Source organism: Flavobacterium sp. 38 (assembly GCF_057799715.1).
In genome coordinates, this window is sequence record NZ_JBYNWZ010000012.1 from 1 (window position 1) to 20,803 (window position 20,803).

The 20,803-nt window shown below is 38.0% G+C and carries 13 protein-coding genes and 1 pseudogene; 12 read left to right on the forward strand and 2 right to left on the reverse strand.

Going from position 1 to position 20,803, the window contains the following annotated elements; genetic code table 11:
* Positions 1 to 193 precede the first annotated feature (193 nt).
* On the forward strand, positions 194 to 679 hold the full coding sequence (locus AC3E9W_RS20425; RefSeq protein WP_488769808.1) for a GNAT family N-acetyltransferase: 486 nt from the start codon (positions 194 to 196) through the stop codon (positions 677 to 679).
* 2 nt (positions 680 to 681) lie between these two features.
* Positions 682 to 1,155, forward strand: a complete 474-nt coding sequence (locus AC3E9W_RS20430; protein WP_488769809.1) for a MarR family winged helix-turn-helix transcriptional regulator — start codon at positions 682 to 684, stop codon at positions 1,153 to 1,155.
* Between the two features lie 67 nt (positions 1,156 to 1,222).
* Here AC3E9W_RS20430 and AC3E9W_RS20435 read toward each other — a convergent pair whose 3' ends face one another.
* Entirely contained in the window at positions 1,223 to 1,579 is a 357-nt protein-coding gene (locus AC3E9W_RS20435) for a winged helix-turn-helix transcriptional regulator (RefSeq protein ID WP_306160175.1), read from the reverse strand.
* A 109-nt stretch (positions 1,580 to 1,688) separates the two neighbouring features.
* Between AC3E9W_RS20435 and AC3E9W_RS20440 the strand changes: the two genes are divergently transcribed.
* The 5 genes and pseudogenes from AC3E9W_RS20440 (at position 1,689) to AC3E9W_RS20460 (ending at position 4,588) form a co-directional block, all read left to right on the forward strand.
* Positions 1,689 to 2,321: a nitroreductase family protein gene (locus tag AC3E9W_RS20440; protein WP_488769810.1), complete on the forward strand. Its 633-nt coding sequence runs from the start codon at positions 1,689 to 1,691 to the stop codon at positions 2,319 to 2,321.
* 256 nt (positions 2,322 to 2,577) lie between these two features.
* Positions 2,578 to 2,955 (forward strand): hypothetical protein, encoded by a 378-nt coding sequence (locus AC3E9W_RS20445; RefSeq protein ID WP_306160171.1) that lies wholly within the window; start codon positions 2,578 to 2,580, stop codon positions 2,953 to 2,955.
* A 127-nt stretch (positions 2,956 to 3,082) separates the two neighbouring features.
* Positions 3,083 to 3,541 (forward strand): annotated as a pseudogene (locus tag AC3E9W_RS20450) (transposase); the annotation flags it as partial.
* Positions 3,540 to 4,103 (forward strand): Crp/Fnr family transcriptional regulator, encoded by a 564-nt coding sequence (locus AC3E9W_RS20455; RefSeq protein ID WP_456897506.1) that lies wholly within the window; start codon positions 3,540 to 3,542, stop codon positions 4,101 to 4,103. The pseudogene AC3E9W_RS20450 and the gene AC3E9W_RS20455, both read left to right, overlap by 2 nt.
* A gap of 95 nt (positions 4,104 to 4,198) precedes the next feature.
* Positions 4,199 to 4,588 (forward strand): RidA family protein, encoded by a 390-nt coding sequence (locus tag AC3E9W_RS20460; protein ID WP_488769811.1) that lies wholly within the window; start codon positions 4,199 to 4,201, stop codon positions 4,586 to 4,588.
* 165 nt (positions 4,589 to 4,753) lie between these two features.
* On the opposite strand, the gene AC3E9W_RS20465 is transcribed toward AC3E9W_RS20460, so the two are convergent.
* Complete coding sequence (locus AC3E9W_RS20465) at positions 4,754 to 5,275, reverse strand: hypothetical protein (protein ID WP_488769812.1); 522 nt, start codon at positions 5,273 to 5,275, stop codon at positions 4,754 to 4,756.
* 310 nt (positions 5,276 to 5,585) lie between these two features.
* Between AC3E9W_RS20465 and AC3E9W_RS20470 the strand changes: the two genes are divergently transcribed.
* From AC3E9W_RS20470 to AC3E9W_RS20490, 5 genes are all read left to right on the forward strand, one after another.
* Positions 5,586 to 6,344, forward strand: coding sequence for a DUF6597 domain-containing transcriptional factor (locus AC3E9W_RS20470; protein ID WP_488769813.1), 759 nt, complete (start codon positions 5,586 to 5,588; stop codon positions 6,342 to 6,344).
* A gap of 30 nt (positions 6,345 to 6,374) precedes the next feature.
* Complete coding sequence (locus AC3E9W_RS20475) at positions 6,375 to 7,577, forward strand: FAD-dependent oxidoreductase (RefSeq protein ID WP_488769814.1); 1,203 nt, start codon at positions 6,375 to 6,377, stop codon at positions 7,575 to 7,577.
* Between the two features lie 107 nt (positions 7,578 to 7,684).
* Positions 7,685 to 8,752 (forward strand): BamA/TamA family outer membrane protein, encoded by a 1,068-nt coding sequence (locus AC3E9W_RS20480; protein ID WP_488769815.1) that lies wholly within the window; start codon positions 7,685 to 7,687, stop codon positions 8,750 to 8,752.
* 263 nt (positions 8,753 to 9,015) lie between these two features.
* On the forward strand, positions 9,016 to 19,824 hold the full coding sequence (locus AC3E9W_RS20485) for a PKD domain-containing protein (RefSeq protein WP_488769816.1): 10,809 nt from the start codon (positions 9,016 to 9,018) through the stop codon (positions 19,822 to 19,824).
* Between the two features lie 54 nt (positions 19,825 to 19,878).
* On the forward strand, positions 19,879 to 20,802 hold the full coding sequence (locus AC3E9W_RS20490; RefSeq protein ID WP_306160156.1) for a PorP/SprF family type IX secretion system membrane protein: 924 nt from the start codon (positions 19,879 to 19,881) through the stop codon (positions 20,800 to 20,802).
* The last annotated feature ends 1 nt before the right edge of the window (position 20,803 follow it).

Sequence of the window (20,803 nt, forward strand, 5' to 3'; positions counted from 1 at the left end):
GATTTTAGATTTTAGATTTTAGATTTTAGATTTTAGATTTTAGATTTTAGATTTTAGATTTTAGATTTTAGATTTTAGATTTTAGATTTTAGATTTTAGATTTTAGATTTTTCCAAAAAAAAATCGCTGCGCTCTTTTTTTTTGGAATTTGGGATTTCAAAAATTGGAATTTAATTAATAATTATACCATAAAATGCACATTCAACCTATACAAAACAAGTACGAAAATGAAATCGTAGATTTGATTTTAAACATTCAGCAAAAAGAATTTAATGTGCCCGTTACTTTAGAAGATCAGCCGGATTTATTGGACATTGAGAACTTTTACTATAAGCCGGGCGGCATTTTTCTTGGCGCTTTTATAGACGATAAATTGGTTGGTACAATTGCTTTGGTGAAATTTAATGCCGAAGCTGGAGCCATCAGAAAAATGTTTGTCAAGAAAGAATTTAGAGGAAAAGAATTTCAAATTGCCCAACAATTATTAGAGCAATTAATTGCCTACAGCAAAGAAAAAGGAATAAAAGACTTATATTTAGGAACGGTTACGCTGTTGCAGGCGGCTCTGCGTTTTTATGAAAAAAATGATTTTGTAACGATTCCAAAAGAAGCACTTCCAATCGATTTTCCGTTAATGAGACCCGATAATGTTTTCTGCCATTTAAAACTAAATCAATAGAGATGAATATAATTGACGAAATCGGCATATTAGCCATATCAACGCGATTGCAGCGTCTGAGCGAGCAATTGCGCAAAGACGGCGCTTTAATCTATAAGTCTTTCGACATTGATTTTGAACCGAAATGGTTTCCTGTAATCTATACGCTGCACATCAAAGAGATGCTAAGCGTTGTCGAAATTGCAAGTGAAATTGGCTACAGCCATCCGTCAACGATCAGTTTATTGAAGGAATTGGAAAAACAGAAATTAATCAGTTCTAAAAAAGACAAACTAGACGAACGCAAAAGGCTGATTGTTCTGACAGCAAAGGGAAAAGAGCTTGTTGTAAAAATGCAGCCTGTTTGGACAGTTATGAAAAAAACACTTAACGAAATCACCGATAACCAGAACAACCTTTTGAAAGCCATTGAAGAAACAGAACAAAAATTGGCAACTCAAGGATTTTTTCAGCGGGCTGCAGAGCTTAAAATTTAGATTTTGCCCTTTGGCTCAAGTAACAAGTTTGGAATTTGGAATTTAATTTTTGTTTTTTTAAGTTCATTTATTCTTTTCCTGTAATTTTCTTTCTGTGGTTATGCCCCCACTTTGCTAGAGAATCTATTACTTCTTTTAAAGTATGGCCGTATTCTGTTAATTGATATTCAACTGTTATCGGCTGTGTTTTTAGAACAGTTCGCGTAACTAATTGGTTTTCTTCAAGGTTTTTCAATTCTCTGCTCAGCATTTTTCCTGAAATGCCTTCGACTTCACGCAACAAATCAGAAAATCGCAAAGTATTAAAACAAAGTGATGCAATTATAGAGATTTTCCATCTTCCGTTTAAAATATACATCGCATCATGCACCGCCATAATTCGCTGATTGCATTGTTGAGGATCGTGTTTAGGTTCTTTTATCATGTCGTGTTAGTAGGTTACCTCGATGTTACAGTTACTTTTGGTAATCTGATGACAAAAATACACTTAAACTTTTTACCTTTGAATACAATTTTAATCAATTAGAAAAAAAATGGCCTTAATAGATGCACTAAAGTGGCGTTACGCTACAAAAAAAATGAACGGACAAGCTGTTCCGCAAGAAAAAGTAGATTATATTCTTGAAGCGGCAAAATTGGCTCCTTCATCTTCAGGATTACAGCCTTACAAGGTTTTTGTAATCACAAACAAAGAATTAAAAGAAAAACTTAGAGCAGTAAGTTTTGACCAAAGTCAAGTTACAGATGCTTCTCACGTTTTGGTTTGGGCTGCTTGGGACGGTTACAGTTTAGAAAAAATTTCTGCTGTATTTGACCGAACAATTGCAGAAAGAGGAATTCCTGCTGATGCAATGGACGAGTACAAACAGAGACTTTGGGGAATGTACGAGCCTCTTGGACAAGAATGGCATGCTAACCATGCTGCAAAACAAGCGTATATTTCGTTTGGTGTAGCAATCGCTGCGGCTGCAGAACAGCAAGTAGATGCAACTCCGATGGAAGGTTTTATTCCTGCTGAAGTGGACAAACTTTTAGGATTGGAAGAACTTGGACTTAAAAGTGTTTTAGTTTTACCTTTAGGATACAGAGATGATTCTGGCGACTGGCTGGTAAACTTGAAAAAAGTGAGAACTCCGCACGATGAATTTATAACAGAAATCAAGTAATTTTTTTTTTTGCTTTAATGAAAATGCTTTTGAAATAGTGCAACAACACTTTTTCAGAAGCATTTTCAGTTTAAATATTTCATTTTCAAACCAATTCAAAAGAACAGAAAAAACTGATTTTTTCAGACTTATGTTATTTTTTAATATTGCTTAAAAATAGGTACGTAATGCGGATAATTAAATAATATCGTATAACTAATTTTGCTTTATCCAAAACAATTCATTCTTATTCACAACAAATTAAATTCTAAGAACTATGTCTGATTTCTTAACGCAATTTGGGGAAGACCTAAAAAAGAACGTCCCAGGTTTCATCGCAGTTTCTGTAGCTGAAATCGCTAGCGGTATGTCATACTATTCACAGTCTGCTGCTGCAGATTTTGACCCAGAATTGGCATCTGCCTACAACCTTGAAGTAGTTAAAGCAAAAATGAACGCTATTAAAGCGCTGAATTTAAATGGTCAGGTTATTGACAATATCATGATTACATTAAGTTCTCAAATTCACATTATTGATGTTTCTGACAATCAGGATTACTTTATTTACCTGGCTGTAGATTCTACAAAAGCTAATTTAGGTATGACCAAATCGATTCTAAATAAGTACAAAAAAGAAATAGTAGCTAAATTATAACACAATTTTGCCCCTTTTAAAAAGGAATATTCGCTTTTGAGTATTCCTTTTTATTTTTCTAGAAATTGCTATTCGTTTCTTTTAAAATATTTTTATATTTCGAAAAGTAAATTAAGGAATTGCACCAATGGAATTACGCGCTTATTTTGAAAAATACTCTGATGAAGCCACTTGTATTGAAGAGCTCAAAAACAAACGTTTAGAAAACGGGCTTTTGTGCAGGAAATGCGGACATAATGAGCATTCTTTCCGTCAGAATGATTTGAAATTCCAATGCCGTAAGTGCGGCAGCCGTATGAGTCTCCGTTCTGGAACTGTAATGGAAAATTCCAATCTCCCTATTCGCTACTGGATGATTTGCATCGAATTGATGACGCTTTCGCACAGAAGAATATCCATACTCAAAATTCAATATTTATTAGGTCATAAACGATACGAACCAATCTGGCTGATGGCGCAGAAAATTCGTCTGGTAATGAAAATTAGAGACGAAAAATACCGCTTAAGAGCGTATTCTGAATTTGATCCTGAATTTCTACAGAAAATCGACAAGCTGACTTTGGAAAAGAAAACCAAAACTAAACATGAAAGCTGATTTAAGAGCACATATCGAGAAAAATATCCCTTTAACTGACGACGAATTTGCTTTTGTCATCTCACATTTCAGCACCAAAAAATTCAAAAAACATCAATTTCTTATACAGAAAGACGAAGCCGTACCGTATTCTTATTTTATAATTAGCGGTCTCGTAAAATTAGTTTTTACTGATGAATCGGGAAAAGAACATATTGTTTCTTTTGCTATGGAAGACTGGTGGGAAAGTGATTTTTATGCTTATTACACGCAAACAAAGGCCACTATGTCTCTTGAATGTCTTGAAGATACCGAAGTACTTTGCTGCACACTCGAAGATTATAAAAAGCTATGCGATGGTTTGCAAAAAATGGAACGTTTTTTTCTAGAGAAAGCTACTTTTGGTTTTTTAGGTTCGCAGCGCCGTATTATTTCCTGGCTCACTTCAAACTCAAAAGAACGATACGAACAGCTTCTAAAACAATATCCGACACTTTTTCAGCGGGTATCCAAAAGTCAAATTGCCTCTTATTTAGGAGTATCGCGCGAAACACTGAGCCGGCTTTCTTCTTGATGTGATATAGATCACTTTTTATTTGTGAGGAATGTCAACGGCTTAAATCGGCGATAAGTCTGAATTTTGTCTTTATAATTTTAAACAATATAAAGATGGAAAAAAGAGTGATAAATCCGTGGAAATGGCAAGACGAACGCAGTTACGCACAGGCAGTTGAAGTAAAAAATCCAGAAGGAACCTTATATGTATCTGGACAAACGGCTATAAGCGCTGATGGAATTTCGAGCAATGAGAACATGGAATCTCAAATTATTCAAACCCTAAAAAATTTAGAACAAGTTATTACAGAAGCAGGATATGAGTGCAACGGAATCGTGCGTTTAAATATTTACACCACTTCTACAGCAGAACTCTGGCCTCATTTTAACATTCTACAAGACTGGATCAACAAACATAATATTGCTCAGGCTACGACATTGCTGGAAGTAAAAAGCCTTTTCGAAACCTTAAAAGTAGAATTGGAAGCAACCGTTGTAAAATAATTTGGGTTAAAATAAAAAATGCTGTACGGCTATCCTTTTGTACAGCATTTTTTATAAAATTTTCAATTTTGAAATTCCAAATTCCAAATCTGAAATTCCAAATTCCAAATTTTTAATCTCCCCTATTTTAAGGACTTAAGAGTAAAACTTAGGACTTAGAACTAACTACTTCTTCTTATTCTTTTTAGCTTTAGATCTTTTTGCTTTCTTTTTTGCGATTTTTTTCGCTTTCGCTTTATCTTTCGCTTTTTTCGCTTTTGCTTTCTTTTTTGCTTGCGCTTTTTGTTTTGCTTTTTTCGCTTTCTCTTTCTTTTTATCTTTTGCTTTTGCTTTTTTCTTAGCTACTTTTTTCTTTTTCTCTTCTTTTTCTTTTTCTTTCATTTTTTTATTCTTTTTAGATTTCGATTTTTCTTGGTTCTCCTCAGCTGTTTGTTCTTCAGTTTCAGATACTGTCTCCTCTCCTGCTTCAGTTTCTACAGTCTCTTCAGCGATTTCTTCTGTTGCCACTTCTTTTACTGTTGCTTTTCTTGGAGCTCTTTTAGGTTTTGATTTAGATTCTGAATTTTCAGTTTCAGCCGATTCTGTTTCAGAAGCTGGAACGTCTTGCTGTACGTTTTCTTCGTTAGAAATAACTGGAACAGCCTCTACCTCCTGATCGATTTCATTAGTAAGCACTTCTTTTGCCATTATTCTGTTAATTTTAAGAAATTGATTAAATTTATTTTGGATTAAACTAATTTTTAATGTTATTAAATCATTAAATTAACATCAAAAAATAATAAACAAATATAGACCTAAAAAGCTATTCGCCAATGTTAAGTTTTTCATTGTTAACAAAAACAGCTTTTATTTAGCTAAAAATCAAACACTTATCCAATGTTAAGTTTTTCGTTGCGATTTTTTTGATTTTTGAAACGTCTTTACAGCCATTTTAAAGCAGCACAGATTTTACATAAACGACTAACTAATTGCATAATTTCGCTTTAAATTTGATAAAATGATCAACGATTTAGAATATCAGACCATAAAGCCCAGCAAAAACCTTTCGGATTTTGTAGATAGTTTTTGGTGTATGGAGAATAAATCGGATCAAACATTAGAAACAATCGGTCTTCCCGACGGGCGAATCGATCTGTCGCTGATAAAAACTGCCGAAACTTCTTTTCAAATCAGACTTTTGGGGCTAGGAACACAGCAATACGAAAAAGGAACAATTCCGGCTAATAGTAAAACCTTTACCATTAGCTTTAAACTTCCTGCTGTAGAATATATTTTTCATGAAAGCATTGCCGAAATTTTAAATTCTGGGAAATTATTAGAAAATGACTTTGGGAATTTTAATGAAACCGATTTGAAAGATTTCGAATTGTTTAGCGAAAAAGCTGCTGCAAAAATTCATTCCTTATTACTAAAGGAAGTCGATAATCGGAAACAAAAACTCTTTCGACTTATTTACGAAAGCAATGGCGCAATGTCCGTAAAAGAATTATCGGAGCAATCGAATTGGAGCAGCCGCCAGATCAATCGCTATTTCAATCAGTATTTTGGACTTTCGCTGAAGGCGTATTGTTCTATTCTTCGTTTCCGAACTTCTTTGGAACATATTGCAAAAGGCAAACTTTTTCCAGAAGAGAATTTTTCAGATCAAACGCATTTCATTAAAGAAATCAAGAAAATATCAGGTTCGGTTCCTAAAACGCTTTTTCAAAATAAAAACGACCGATTTATACTATTATCTGCTCTTTCGTCTCAATAATTTTGCAACATAGATTTTAAACACAAAACTATGTTACTAGAAAATAAACACGTTGCCATTGTTGGCGGCGGAATGGGCGGTTTACTATTAGCCCGCCTTTTGCAACTTCAAAATATAAAGGTAAAAGTATACGAAAGAGACCTCAACGCAGACGTTCGCGTACAAGGTTCGCCTTTAGATTTACACGAAGATTCGGGTTTACTTGCTATCAGTAAAGCCGATTTATTAGATGAATTCTATAAAAATGTCCGTCCGAATGCCAGTAAAGCTCGAATTGTAGATCAAAATTTTGAATTGAAATTTGATGAGCATGCTATTCTTGTAACTTCTTCTCAAGAAATTTCAAATCCAAATTCTGATTTCCTTCAAGACATTTCAAAACCTCGTCCAGAGATAGACCGTTTTAATCTTCGAGCTGTTTTACTGAATTCGCTTTTGCCCGAAACCATCGTTTGGGACAGCCATTTTCTTTCTATGGAAAAAGAAAATGAAGGCTGGCGGTTATTCTTTAACAATGAAAAAAGCGTTTATGCCGATTTGGTTATTGGTGCAGACGGGGCAAATTCTAAAATTCGTCCTTATATAAGTAATCAAAAACCAGTTTATTCTGGTATTACTATGATTGAAGGCACCATTTATAATGCCAAAGAAAATGCTCCAAAACTTTTTGAATTTTCGAAAGGCGGAAAAGTTTTGGCTTTTGGAAACGAACAAACTATTATGTACGGCACCAAAGGAGACGGTTCGCTCCTATTTCTGCTCAGCAGTAAAATACCCGAAAACTGGATTTCAGAAAACAATCTGGATTTTAAAGACAATGCTCAAATTTTCGACTGGTTTAAAAAAGTGTATCAAGATTGGAGTCCAGAATGGCATGAACTTTTTGTGAGCAATGAACTGTTTTTTATACCGCGTCCGCAATATTATTTTCCCCAAAACCAAACTTGGGAAACACAGGAAAACATAACTATCATTGGAGATGCCGCACACCGCATGCCTCCTTTTGCTGGAAAAGGCGCTAATTTGGCTATGCTTGACGCTCTTGAACTTTCAGACTTTTTGACCAACAATGAATTTTTGGATTTGAAAACAGCTCTTTCTCATTTTGAAAAGCGCATGCTGAAACGAGCTGCAGTGGCATTAGAAAACACCTTAAAAAATGGCGAACAGCTTCATACCGACAATGCTTTGGAAAAACTGCTTTCTATCTTTGATAAAACAGCCAAATCTTAATCTTTTTTATTTCAATTACTTACATAATTTATTTAAATTTACAAGAACCCGAAAAATGTTATTTAGTAATTATACACCACGGTAAGTTTCACTAAACCATTCCAACCATGAGGCATTTTCTATTCTTATTATTGTTTACAGGTTTTGTTTATTCTTCTTTCGGACAAAAAATAGCTGATTCTACTTCGAAAAAAACAAAAGACAAGAAAATTGAACTGAGAGTAATGCCTTATCTGAGTTACAACAGAAATCTCGATTTTATGTTTGGCGCCATACCAATGATGATGTATAGGGTTAATGAAGCAGATACTCTTTCGCCAAAATCATTATCAGGAATGTCGGCCATTTATACCACAAATAAATCGTATGCTTTGGCGCTTTTTAATAAATGGTATTTGAATGAAGACAAATGGCGTTTGAAGTTTTTCTTTTTTACCGGAAATCAGAATTCGCAGTTTTATGTCGATGATATCGATCAGCCTGATTTTTATGATTACGGAACCAAAACTACTGTATTGGGAATTGGAGGCCAGCGAAAAATCGTAGGAAAGTTCTATGGCGGACTTTCTTATACTTATGCGCATTATAATACAGTTTATGAAGATAATATTTCACCTTCTTCAATTTCGCACAGCAATGCATTAGTTTTCAATTTATTGTACGACACTAGAGATGCTGTTTATTATCCTACTAAAGGTTACAAAATTAGATTGGACTGGTCTACGTATCCGAAATTTCTAGATAATCAACTGGCATCGAATAGAATTTCTTTCCAAGCGAATAAATACATCCAAAATCGCGAAGGCAAAGATGTAATTGCGGTCCGTTTTTATGGCAAGTTTGGTCTTGGAAATGTCGCTTTTGAACAGCAAAGCACCATTGGCGGAACAGATATTCGCGGTTATTCAGAAGGAAAATACCGTGGTTCGGGATTAATGGACATTCAGGGTGAGTACCGCTACAATTTCGCCAAAAAAATGGGCTTGGTTGGATTTTTTGGAATTGCAACCATTTACGGTTCTGATACTCCAAGCTTTGACTGGAAAATGTATCCCGGCGGAGGTGTTGGGTATCGGTACAATCCTTTTAAAAAATCAAAATTTAATGTTGGCCTAGACGGTGCAGTCGGTAAAGGAGATTGGGGAATTTATTTCAGAATCGGCGAAGCATTTTAAATTTCAGAAAGCATAAAAAAGCTCTAAATCAAAAATTTAGAGCTTTTTTGTTTTAAAAATCTCTTTTCGAATGTTGCATATACGTCTTTTTTGTTTCATTTTATAATATGCAACATCGAAAAAAATATTCCATAGCCATCTTTCTTTAAATTTGAGTATCCCCAAACTTTGACTAAAACCTTTAATTGCAAAATGCTTAAAACAATTTATTAATTTAAGGTGGTTAGAAATTTCCTGTGCTGCCTTTTCATTCCCAATTGCTTATGGCACATTTTTACTTTTCCTGGAGAATTTATACTTTATCTAAAAAACTGGCTTTTACTGCATTATTCATTTTTCTTGCTGCTTTTCAAGCAAATGCACAAAACTGTACAGTAAATGCTGGAGTTCTGAATGTAACCCTTTGCGAAACAGACGCTTTGGTTTTAACAGGAAACACACCTTCTCCGATAATTGGAACGGTTTTATGGACACAGATTTCTGGACCAGCGGTGGTTATCAACTCACCAAATAGTCCTTCTACAACCGTATCAGGCTACACCGGCGGAAATACTTATATATTTAGATATAGCGCGACTTGTGGAGATGGCATTGTATCGTATCAGGATAAAGTGGTAAATGTAAAGCCTATAACGATGGCTAATGCTGGAGTAAATATTGCCAGTTGCCCAAACAGTTCGGGGACTTTAACCATATCTGCAAATGCGCCTCAAAATACTGGAGAAACGGCACATTGGGAAATTGTAGGCGCTAATGACGCGGGAGTTGTGATCAATTTTCCGAATTTGCCAACCTCAACCATCACACTTCCAGCAGTAAGATGCGGCGTGTCTACACTTCAATGGGTTATTGAAGGCCCAGAATTTGCACCAGGACAGCGCTGTAGAACAACATCTCAAATTACGGTTACCAATTACGGAGGGGTTAAACCCGTAAATGCAGGTCCCGATCAAACATTGAGCAATTGTTATACTACAACTCAAACTGCTAACCTTACTGCAACTTATGGAGGCTGTGGCTTAAACGGACAATCGGGCCAATGGACATTTGTAAGCGGGCCAAGCACTCCGACAATTAGCAATTCTAATTCTAACAACACACAAGTTTCTAATCTTACACAAGGTACTTATACTTTTAGATGGACCGTTACTGGACCATGTGCTGCTGGCAATGATACTGTAAATATCATAGTTCCCGCGGCAACCCAAGATGTAACAACACTTCCTGGCGGTGATGAAGTGATCAATTTTTGCGACAATACTATTACACAAGCAACTCTTGTAGCGCAAACGCCATTATACGCTGGAGAAACCGTTCAATGGACTCAAGTTTCTGGAGGTGCTGGAGCTGTGATTGTTTCTCCTACTAATCCTACTACCTTGATAACCAATATTTCCAGTACTGGAGCTCCTTACAGATTTCGCTATACTTTAACCAATAGTAATACAGGTTGTATTTTTAGCAAAGATTACATTATACAATATAATGGTCCTACGCGAACCATTAGTGCCAATAATGGCGATGATATCGTAGGAAGCTGTAACGCGACTGTTTTTACTATTCCGCTTACGGTAACGGGTGCTGGGATTAATCAATATAGAATTGTGAGCGGGCCAGATAGTTCTCCTCTTGGGCCTTTTCCAACTGCTTTGCAAACCATAGGAAATTCGGTTACACTTACGCTAACCGCTTCTGGAGATTATACAGTAGAATTTATAAGAAGCGAAAATGGCTCATTAAACGTAGGTTGCGATTACGGATTTGACACTTTAAATATATTAGTTTCGGGAGATCCGACGCCATCTAATGCGGGTACAGATGTAAGTCTTCCTTGCGGAGATACGACTACTATACTTTCTGGAGTCAGCACTGAAGAAGGAATGCACTTTTGGAGTCAGCTTTCTGGTCCAAATCAGGCAGTTATTGCAGATAATTTTGCTATAGACACCCCTGTTTCTGGCCTTATTCCTGGAACCTATGTTTTTCAATATATAACAAAAGGTGGCGGAGCGACTTGCGGTTTTTCTGTTTCGACAGTTACCGTTTATGTATCGGAAACCTCATTAAGCCCAACAGATGCTGGTACAGATCAAGTAGTTTGTATAAACTCGCAGGTACCGCTTTCCGCCACTCCTCCGCAAAGCGGTGAACAAGGAGAATGGAGCCAAGTTTCGGGTCCAAATACCATTACTTTTTCTGATATTCATGATCCAAATGCGGTTGCCACCGGTTTCAGCACAGGAGCCTCATCTTATGAATTGCAATGGACCATTTCGTATCTTCATCCAGGACCTTCCTGTAGCCTTTCGGTTTCAGACACTGTAACCGTTCTTACCAATACAAGCACAGCACCATCCAACGCAGATGCAGGACCAGATACCTGTTATTCTTCTGGTGTAAATTCATTTAACTTGGCTGGAAACACACCGACTTTGCTAGAAACTGGAGAATGGACGGTAACACCTTCTGCTGGAGTTATTATCGCAGACAACACTGATCCGAATACTTTGGTTACTGTTCCTGGAAACGGTACTTATGTATTTACTTGGACTTTAAACCCTTTAATACGAAACTGTTTAGCAAGTTCAAGCAGTGTTTCGGTAACTATTGCAGATACTCCTCCTACTGCCGATGCAGGTCCAGATCAAGAAACTTGCGGTGATACCATTAATATGGCAGCCACAAGCAGCGGTGGTGGTATTGGTACTTGGACAAGAATTTCTGGTGTAGGACAATACACCATTAGCGATATACATGATCCTAATGCGGTATTTACCTTTAGTTATAGCGGTTATTACATTTTTAGATGGACAGTAGATGCTAACGTCTGCGGTCAGGCATTTGATGATATTGAACTTACAGTCGGAATTCCGCCGAAACCAGCAGTAGCAGGACCCGACCAAAACGTATGTAATAGTACCAGCGTTACAATGGCTGGAAACTCTTACGATAGTTTTTTCGAATTAGGACAATGGTCTGTGCTTACTGGTGCGCCAAATCAGCCGACTATTGTTGATCCTTCAAATCCAAATACCGTGATTAACGGATTGGTTGCTGGAACGTACACCTTTAGATGGACCATCACAGCCAAAAGTATCTTTTTATGCGATGGAAGTTTTGACGACGTAACTGTTGTTGTAACCCCTACAGCCAATGCAGGAGCTGACCAATCTTATTGTGATGTAACTAGTATTCAGCTTGTTGCCAATGAAAATTCTACAGGAACATGGACCCTTACCAGTACAACTGGAAATACTGGCGATGTTCTCATTACACAGTCTCCTTCTAACAGTTATATTGCCAATGCAACTGTTGTTCCGGGTAATGATTATGTTTTTACTTATACTACAACTACAACAACTTTTCCAGATGGAAGCAATTGTCCAGGATCTACAGATTCTGTAAATGTTACCATTTTTGATGGCCCAAGCCTTGATCCAAACGCAGGACCAGATCAAACTTTATGTATTAATGATGTGGGCGGCACTGCTACAATGAGCGGAAATGTGCCTAATCCAGACGTGACTTTATTTGAATGGCGATTTGTTTATCAGCCTCCTGGAAGCGTAGCCGTAATTACTACTCCATCTGCCCCGCTAACAACGGTTACAAACCTGACTGTTCCTGGTCTTTATATTTTAGAATGGGTATTTGAAAGCAATAATTGCCGTTCCCTTTCCGATATTGTCAGAATAGAAATGAATGCTCCGCCAAGCACAGCCGACGCAGGTCCCGACGATGCTGTAGCTTGTCAGACGACATACAAAACTGCTGCAGTTCCTCCTGCAGTTGGTATCGGAACTTGGACATTCGCTTCACAACCTTCTGGAGCCAATGCTGTAATCGACAATCCAAATAGTCCTGTAACTACTTTGTCAAATGTAGATGTTTTAGGCACTTATGTATTAACATGGACTGTGACCAATGGACCTTTTACCAGTCCATCATTATGCCAGCCATCATCTGATACAGTTTCTATAACATTTACCGATATCCCGCCATCAATTGCAAATGCAGGGCCTGATCAGGAATTATGCAATGTGACTACTACCACTATGGCTGCTGAAATCGTAACTTCAGGAAATGGCGCATGGACGCAGGTTTCAGGCCCCAATACCGCTATCATCGGGTCTCCAGATGAAGAAAATTCGCCTATGCTTGGCCTTATTCCCGGAACGTATGAATTTCTCTGGACAGTTACCAGTACAAATAGCTGTATATCTGAAGACTCTGTTTTAGTTACCATATATGCTCCTCCATCTACTGCAAATGCAGGACCAAATCAAGTTGTGCCTCAATTTACAGCAGTTAATATGAATGCCGTAACACCAAGTGTAGGTACGGGAACTTGGACACAAATTTCTGGGCCTAGTACTGTGGGATTTGCTGACAATACTTCGCCAACTACCGCTATTGCAGGAACTGTTTCAGGAACCTACGTTTTAGAATGGACTGTAACAAATGGTAATTGTGCTGTCTCATCAGATACTATGACACTTGTTATATTGTCTGTTGCCGATTTAGAATTAACTAAATCCGTTACGCCAGTTACAGGAAGTGCCGGGGATGTTGTAACATTTAGCCTTCAGGTTTACAATAACAACTCATTGGGAGGAACCGTAAATGCCACAGGTGTTGCGGTTCGAGATTATATTCCGACCGGTTATACCATTGTACCAGGATCTGCCAATTTTGCTGGACAGTATAATGCTGGAGACAATACGATAACTTGGAGCAATCTTACAGTTCCAAACGGCGGAACAAGAAATCTAACTTATAAGGCTACGATTCGATCAACAGGTTCTTATACCAATGTAGCCGAAGTTATCGCTTCAGACCAATATGATCCAGATAGTACTCCCAATAATCAAATTGCAACTGAAGATGATCAGGACGATGCAACAGTTATATTAGATGTAGCCGATTTATCGCTTCAAAAAACCGTATCTCCATCTACAGTAAGCATTGGCGATAATGTAATCTTCACAATTCGAGTGACAAACAGCGGACCAAATAATGCTTCAGGAATTACGGTTTCTGAACAATTGCCTTCTGGGTATACGTATGTCAGCGACAATGGCGGAGGCAAGTACAATCGAACAACGGGTGTATGGACAATAGGCAATTTAAATAACGGAAACTCGATAGCGCTTCAGATTACGGCTAAAGTAAATGTATCTACAGCTGCCAATTATGTCAATACTTCTGAAATCAGAACAGCCAACCAGATCGATCCTGATAGTACACCTGGAAATGGGCTTCCTGAAGATGATATGAGCAGCGCAACGGTCAATCTGAAACTTGCCGATTTAGAACTTACAAAATCAGTTTTACCATTGTCTGCAAAAGCTGGTGATGTAGTCGATTTTACACTTAATTTACGCAATAATGGTCCTGGAAACGCAACTGGAGTAGCCATTCAGGATATTATCCCAGTTGGATATACGCTGCTGCCTGGTTCCGTTTCAAACGGAGGAACCTATCAAGTCGCAAATGCCGCAGTAGACTGGAAAAACCTTTCTTTGGCTAATGGAGCAAACTTAAATCTTACTTTTAAAGCCACTGTAAACCCTACAGGAAGTTATCTCAATACCGCTCAAGTTACCGCAAGTGATTTATTAGATCCAGATTCAACACCAAATAATGATGACGGCGACCAAAGCGAAGATGATGAATCTAATGCGCAGATTACTTTTATTGGCCCTTCTGCCGATTTATCTTTAACAAAAAGTGTAGTGGGCGGCAATACTTCACCTGTAATAGGAAGCGAAATTGCTTTTGAACTGATTGTTAGAAACGACGGTCCAAACAATGTCTCCTTGGCAGAAATTACAGACTTACTGCCTTCAGGCTATCAGTTTATTAATTACAGCTCAACAGATGGTATTTATGACAATACTACAGGAATATGGAAAGTAAGTCCGCTGAATAATGGAGCCTCTGCCTCTCTTATTCTTATTGTAAAAGTCCTGCCGACTGGCGATTATTTCAACATTGCACAGGTTTCTGCAAGTGATCTTCCAGATCCAGATTCGACGCCAAATAATGATGACGGAGATCAAAGCGAAGATGATGAAGACAACGCAACAATTACCCCAACCCAGCCGTCTGCCGATTTATCTGTAACAAAAACAGTTGATAATCCGACGCCGTTGGTTGGTTCTACTGTTGTCTTTAAAATAATTGCTACAAATGATGGCCCACAAGATACTGCAAACGTCACCGTAACAGATTTACTGCCTTCTGGATATACTTTGAGCAGTTTTAATGCAACTAGCGGCACTTATGATAGTACAACTGGGGTATGGTCTTTGGATATTTTGCGTCATACAGAATCTGAAACTTTACAGTTAATAGCAACTGTAAATGCCACCGGAAATTACACAAACACTGCCGAAGTAACCAGCAGTGACACGCCAGACCCTGATTCTACTCCAAACAACGGAGTAACGACAGAAGATGATTATGCTGAGGCTAGCACCACTCCTATTCCGCTTTCATCCGATTTATCATTAACTAAAACAGTCAATAACACAACTCCATTAGTTGGTTCTAGAGTTACTTTTGAAATTGCCGTAACCAACAATGGCCCTCAAAATAATCCTGGAGTTCTGGTAACAGATTTATTGCCTTCAGGATACACGTACAGCGAATATAATGCTTCAACTGGAATTTATAATCCTGTTACTGGGGTATGGAATATCGGTATTATCCCTAATGGAAAAACGGAAGCTCTTCAAATAATAGCAACCGTAAACGCAACAGGGGATTATTTAAATATAGCTGAAATAACAGCAGCCGATCTTCCTGACCCAAATTCTACACCAAACAACGGAGTGACGACAGAAGACGATTATGCTACCGCAGCTGTAACGCCAGTTCCGCTTTCATCCGATTTATCATTGACTAAAAAAGTAGACAATCCAACTCCGTTTGTAGGTTCTCAGGTAACTTTCGAAATTGTTATCACCAATAACGGGCCACAAGACAATACAAATGTTGAATTAACAGATTTACTGCCTTCAGGATATACCTACAACAGTTTTACGATTTCAACAGGAACTTACGACCCTGTAACTGGAGTTTGGTCACTGGCTAATATTGTTAATCAAAAATCTGAAACTTTACAGCTTACAGCAACTGTAAATGCGACAGGAGATTATTTGAATATTGCCGAAATAACAGCCGCTGATCTTACTGACCCGAATTCTACTCCAAACAACGGCGTTCCCACCGAAGATGATTATGCAACTGCTATAACAGCGCCAACATTGCAATATGCCGATTTATCTTTAACCAAAACCGTTAATAATGCAACACCGATTGTGGGTTCTGTAGTTACTTTTGAAGTTGTGGTAACTAATAATGGCCCGCAAGATACAGCTGGAGTAACCGTAACCGATTTACTGCCATCTGGATATACCTACTCCAACTTTACGATTTCAACTGGAACATACAATCCTACGACAGGAATTTGGACTGTAGGGAATTTAGAAAATGGAAAATCAGAAACACTTCAAATTCTAGCAACGGTAAACACAACTGGAGATTATCTGAATGTCGCAGAAGTGACCGCCAGCAATCTTCCTGATCCGAATTCTACTCCAAATAACGGAATTACGACAGAGAATGATTACGCATCGGTTTCAACCACTCCAACAGCACAATCTTCAGATCTTTCTTTAACAAAAACAGTAAACAATGCAACTCCTTTAGTTGGATCGATTGTTAATTTTGAAATTGTAGTTACAAATAATGGCCCAAATGACAACACTGGACTTGCGGTAACCGATTTACTGCCGTCTGGATATACTTTTTCATCATTTACCACTTCAAAAGGAACTTATGATCCCGTAACCGGAGTATGGACAATAGGCAATTTATTAAATGCAAATTCAGAAACTTTACAGATTTCAGCAATTGTAAATGCTTCTGGAGATTATTTGAATACTGCCGAAGTTACAGCAGCCGATCTTCCTGATCCGAATTCCACTCCAAATAACGGAGTTACGACAGAGAATGATTATGCATCAGCAACTACAGTTCCAAACCAATTATCTGCCGATTTGGCTTTAACAAAAACCGTTAATAATCCAACCCCTTTAACCGGTTCTACTGTTGTTTTTGAAATTATAGTTGAAAATTACGGCCCTCAAAATACAACTGGTGTAACCGTAACAGATTTACTGCCTTCTGGATATACTTTTAGCAGCTACAATACTTCAAAAGGCAGTTACAACCCAGCAACTGGAGTTTGGAATATCGGTTCATTTGCTAATGGCGATAACCACGTATTGCAAATTACAGCAGTAGTAAATCCGACAGGAAACTATGAAAATATTGCTGAAGTAACGTCTAGCGCTCTGCCAGATCCAAATTCTACAACAGGTAATGGAATTAGTGGTGAAAATGATTATGATACGGCAACAACCAATCCTTTAGTTCAATCTGCTGATTTATCATTGACTAAAACAGTAAATAAACCTACTCCTTTAATTGGAACACCGGTAACTTTCGAAATTATCATTAAAAATGATGGTCCAGAAAATACTGCTGGCGTAGAAGTTACAGATCTTCTTCCAAATGGCTACACTTTTAGCAGTTTCTCAGCTACAAAAGGAACTTACAACAGTACAACTGGTAAATGGACAATTGGTTCGTTAATAAGCGGCGATTCTCAAACCTTACAATTGACGGCTATTGTAAACGGAACTGGAAATTATCTCAATATTGCAGAAGTAACCGCAAGTACACTTCCTGATCCTGATTCGACTCCTAACAATGGAATAACAACCGAAGATGATTATGCTTCTGTATCGACAGTTCCAGTTGCTTCTCAAGCCGATTTATCTCTAACGAAAGAATTAGTTGGCGGTAATCTTAGTCCGATTTTTGGCGCCACAGTAACATTTGAAATTACAGTTAAAAATGATGGCCCACAAAATGCAACAGGAGTGCAAGTACTGGATTTACTGCCAAGTGGTTATGATTATTTGGTTTACAGCTCAACCGCTGGAAATTACGCCAATACGTCGGGAATATGGAATATTGGCACTATTCTAGCCGGAGATTCTGAAACTTTATTGGTATCAGCAATTGTAAATCCAGCAGGAAATTATCAAAATATAGCAGAAGTATATTCTTCAGACCAATCTGATCCAGATAGTACGCCAAACAACGGAATTGCAGGCGAAGACGATATGGATTCTGAAACACTCACTCCTGTTATGGCTGTTGCCGATCTTTCTTTAGAAAAAGAAGTCGTTAATAATATATTGACACCAGATGTAGGCGCTCCAATATCATTCTCTATTACGGTACGAAATTCGGGTCCGAGCGCTGCCACAGGCGTAACGATCAAAGATGTTTTGCCTCCAGGATATGATTATATATTCTATAATGCTACTTCTGGAAGTTATAATCAAATTACGGGCGAATGGACTCCGGGAATTATTCTTCCTGGAAACAGTCACACATTATTGTTAAATGTATTTGTAAAAACGCCTACAGGTGCTGCAAACGAATATTTAAACATTGCAGAAATTATGACATCTGATCAGCATGATCCAGACAGTACACCTGGAAATGGTATATCGTCAGAAGACGATTATGACAGTATTGCTGTGACACCAGTAATTGTTCAGGCAGATTTATCTATCGAAAAAAAGACACTCAGCGGAAATACATCTTTTGATGTTGGCGCCAACATTATATTCGAAGTAACCGTTAGCAATGATGGGCCAGGAAATGCCAGCGGCGTTATGGTAAAAGACCTGCTTCCAAAAGGATTTACCTATCTTACCTATACGGCAACAAGCGGTATTTACAACTTTGTTACCGGAAACTGGAACACAGGAATTGTAAACGCTGGCGCTACACAGACATTGCAAGTATATGTTCGTGTCAATCCGCCTTCTGGTCAAAGCGGAGAATACACCAATGTTACAGAAATCACCGCCAGTAACCTGCCCGATCCAGATTCGACACCAAACAACGGTGTCACTACAGAAGATGATTATGACAGTCTTACTATAAATGTTAACGTAGCCGATTTAAGCCTCAACAAAACAGTCAATAATCAGAATGCAAATGTTGGCGAAACTGTTAATTTCACTCTTCAAATTGGCAATGAAGGCCCTGCAGAAGCAACTGGTGTAAGTATTGAAGATGTAATGCCTGTTGGCTACAAAAACATTTCGAACATCAGCAATGGCGGTATTTTAAGTCTGAGCAGCATCAAATGGACTGGCTTAACTGTTCCTATTGGCGGTATCACACTGACCTACTCAGCAGTTGTCGGAGATCCTCACGGACTGCAACATACCGATTATGTAAACATCGCGCAAGTTACCGCGAGCAATCAGTTTGATCCTGATTCAACGCCAAATAACGATAAAGGAGATCAGAGTGAAGACGATGAAGATTCGGAATTCATCAATATTCCATCAACTGATGTAGCCATAAATAAAACTGTCGATAAAACAGATGTGCCGATGAACAGTGAAGTCACTTTTACCATTACGGCAGATAATTTAGGCAGTCTCGCAGCGACAAATGTTGAAGTTCAAGATGTGCTTCCAAAAGGCTATTCATTTGTAGGCGCAACCGTTACATCAGGAAGCTACAATGCATCAAAAGGAATTTGGTCCATACCTTCTATTAATCCTGGCAGCGGACAAACCTTGACCTTGATTGTAAAAGTGGTTGATTTTAATGACTATGTAAATACCGCTACTTTAACCAAACTGGATCAGATCGATACCAATTCTAGCAACAATCAAGACAGCGCCAGCGTAAAAGCAGACTGCTTTAAGATTTATAATGAATTTTCACCAAACGATGACGGACAAAACGATACGTTCTACATTGACTGTATCGAACGCTATCCAGACAATCAGCTCGAAATATTCAACCGCTGGGGTAATTTGGTTTACTATAAAAAAGGATACGACAATACGTGGGACGGAAAAGCAGATGGCTCTGCTAAAACACTCCCTGAAGGCACCTATTTCTATATTCTCGATTTAGGCGACGGTTCTAAAAAAACCTCTGGATGGCTTTATCTAAAATAAAACAGCAGGGCACTACAAATTAAGAAATAGGATTAACCAAAATTCAAATTGGCTATGATTAAAAATATAAAAAAGGTTTTCGCCATCATCACATTGCTTTCGGTTTCTGGAGCAATGGCGCAGCAAGATCCGCAGTACACGCAGTATATGTATAATACCATGACCGTAAACTCAGCCTATGCAGGTTCATTAGGCCATTTAACCGTTACCGGACTTATAAGAACGCAGTGGGTTGGAATTGAAGGCGCGCCAGACACGCAGAGCTTTTCATTAGACACTCCAGTCGCCAAAAATCTGGGGTTAGGAATTTCGATCGTTAATGAAGAAATTGGTCCATCAGAAGAACAATATCTCGATGCCAACTTCTCTTATACGATTCAATCGGGAGAAACGCACAAACTTTCTTTTGGTATTAAAGGAGGCGGACGCGTCATCAATATTGACTGGACAAAAGGAAGTTACAGAGACCCAGATGCCGAGTTTAGAGAAAATATAACCAATAAATTTCTTCCTGTTGTTGGTGCTGGATTGTACTGGCATGGAGAAAGAGATTATATCGGACTTTCGGTTCCTAACTTCATGACTAGAGAACGCTATACCTATGATGATATTAGCGATGATCTTGTGAATCAAAGAATACATGTTTATCTGATTGGAGGAATTGTTTTTGATCTTTCGGCGCATACCAAATTCAAACCAGCGGTTTTATTTAAATATGTTTCCGGAGCGCCAATAATTGCCGATTTCTCAGCAAATTTCATGTTTAATAATGCTTTTACGCTTGGTGCTTCTTATCGAACTTCAGACTCGGTAAGTGCTTTGGCAGGAATACAGATTTCGCCCATGTTTATGGTTGGATATTCTTATGATTACACCACGACACAGCTGAATAACTACAACAACGGAACCCACGAAATCGTGCTTCGTTTTGAATTGGTTAACCGCAAAAAAGGACTAAAATCACCAAGATTCTTTTAAT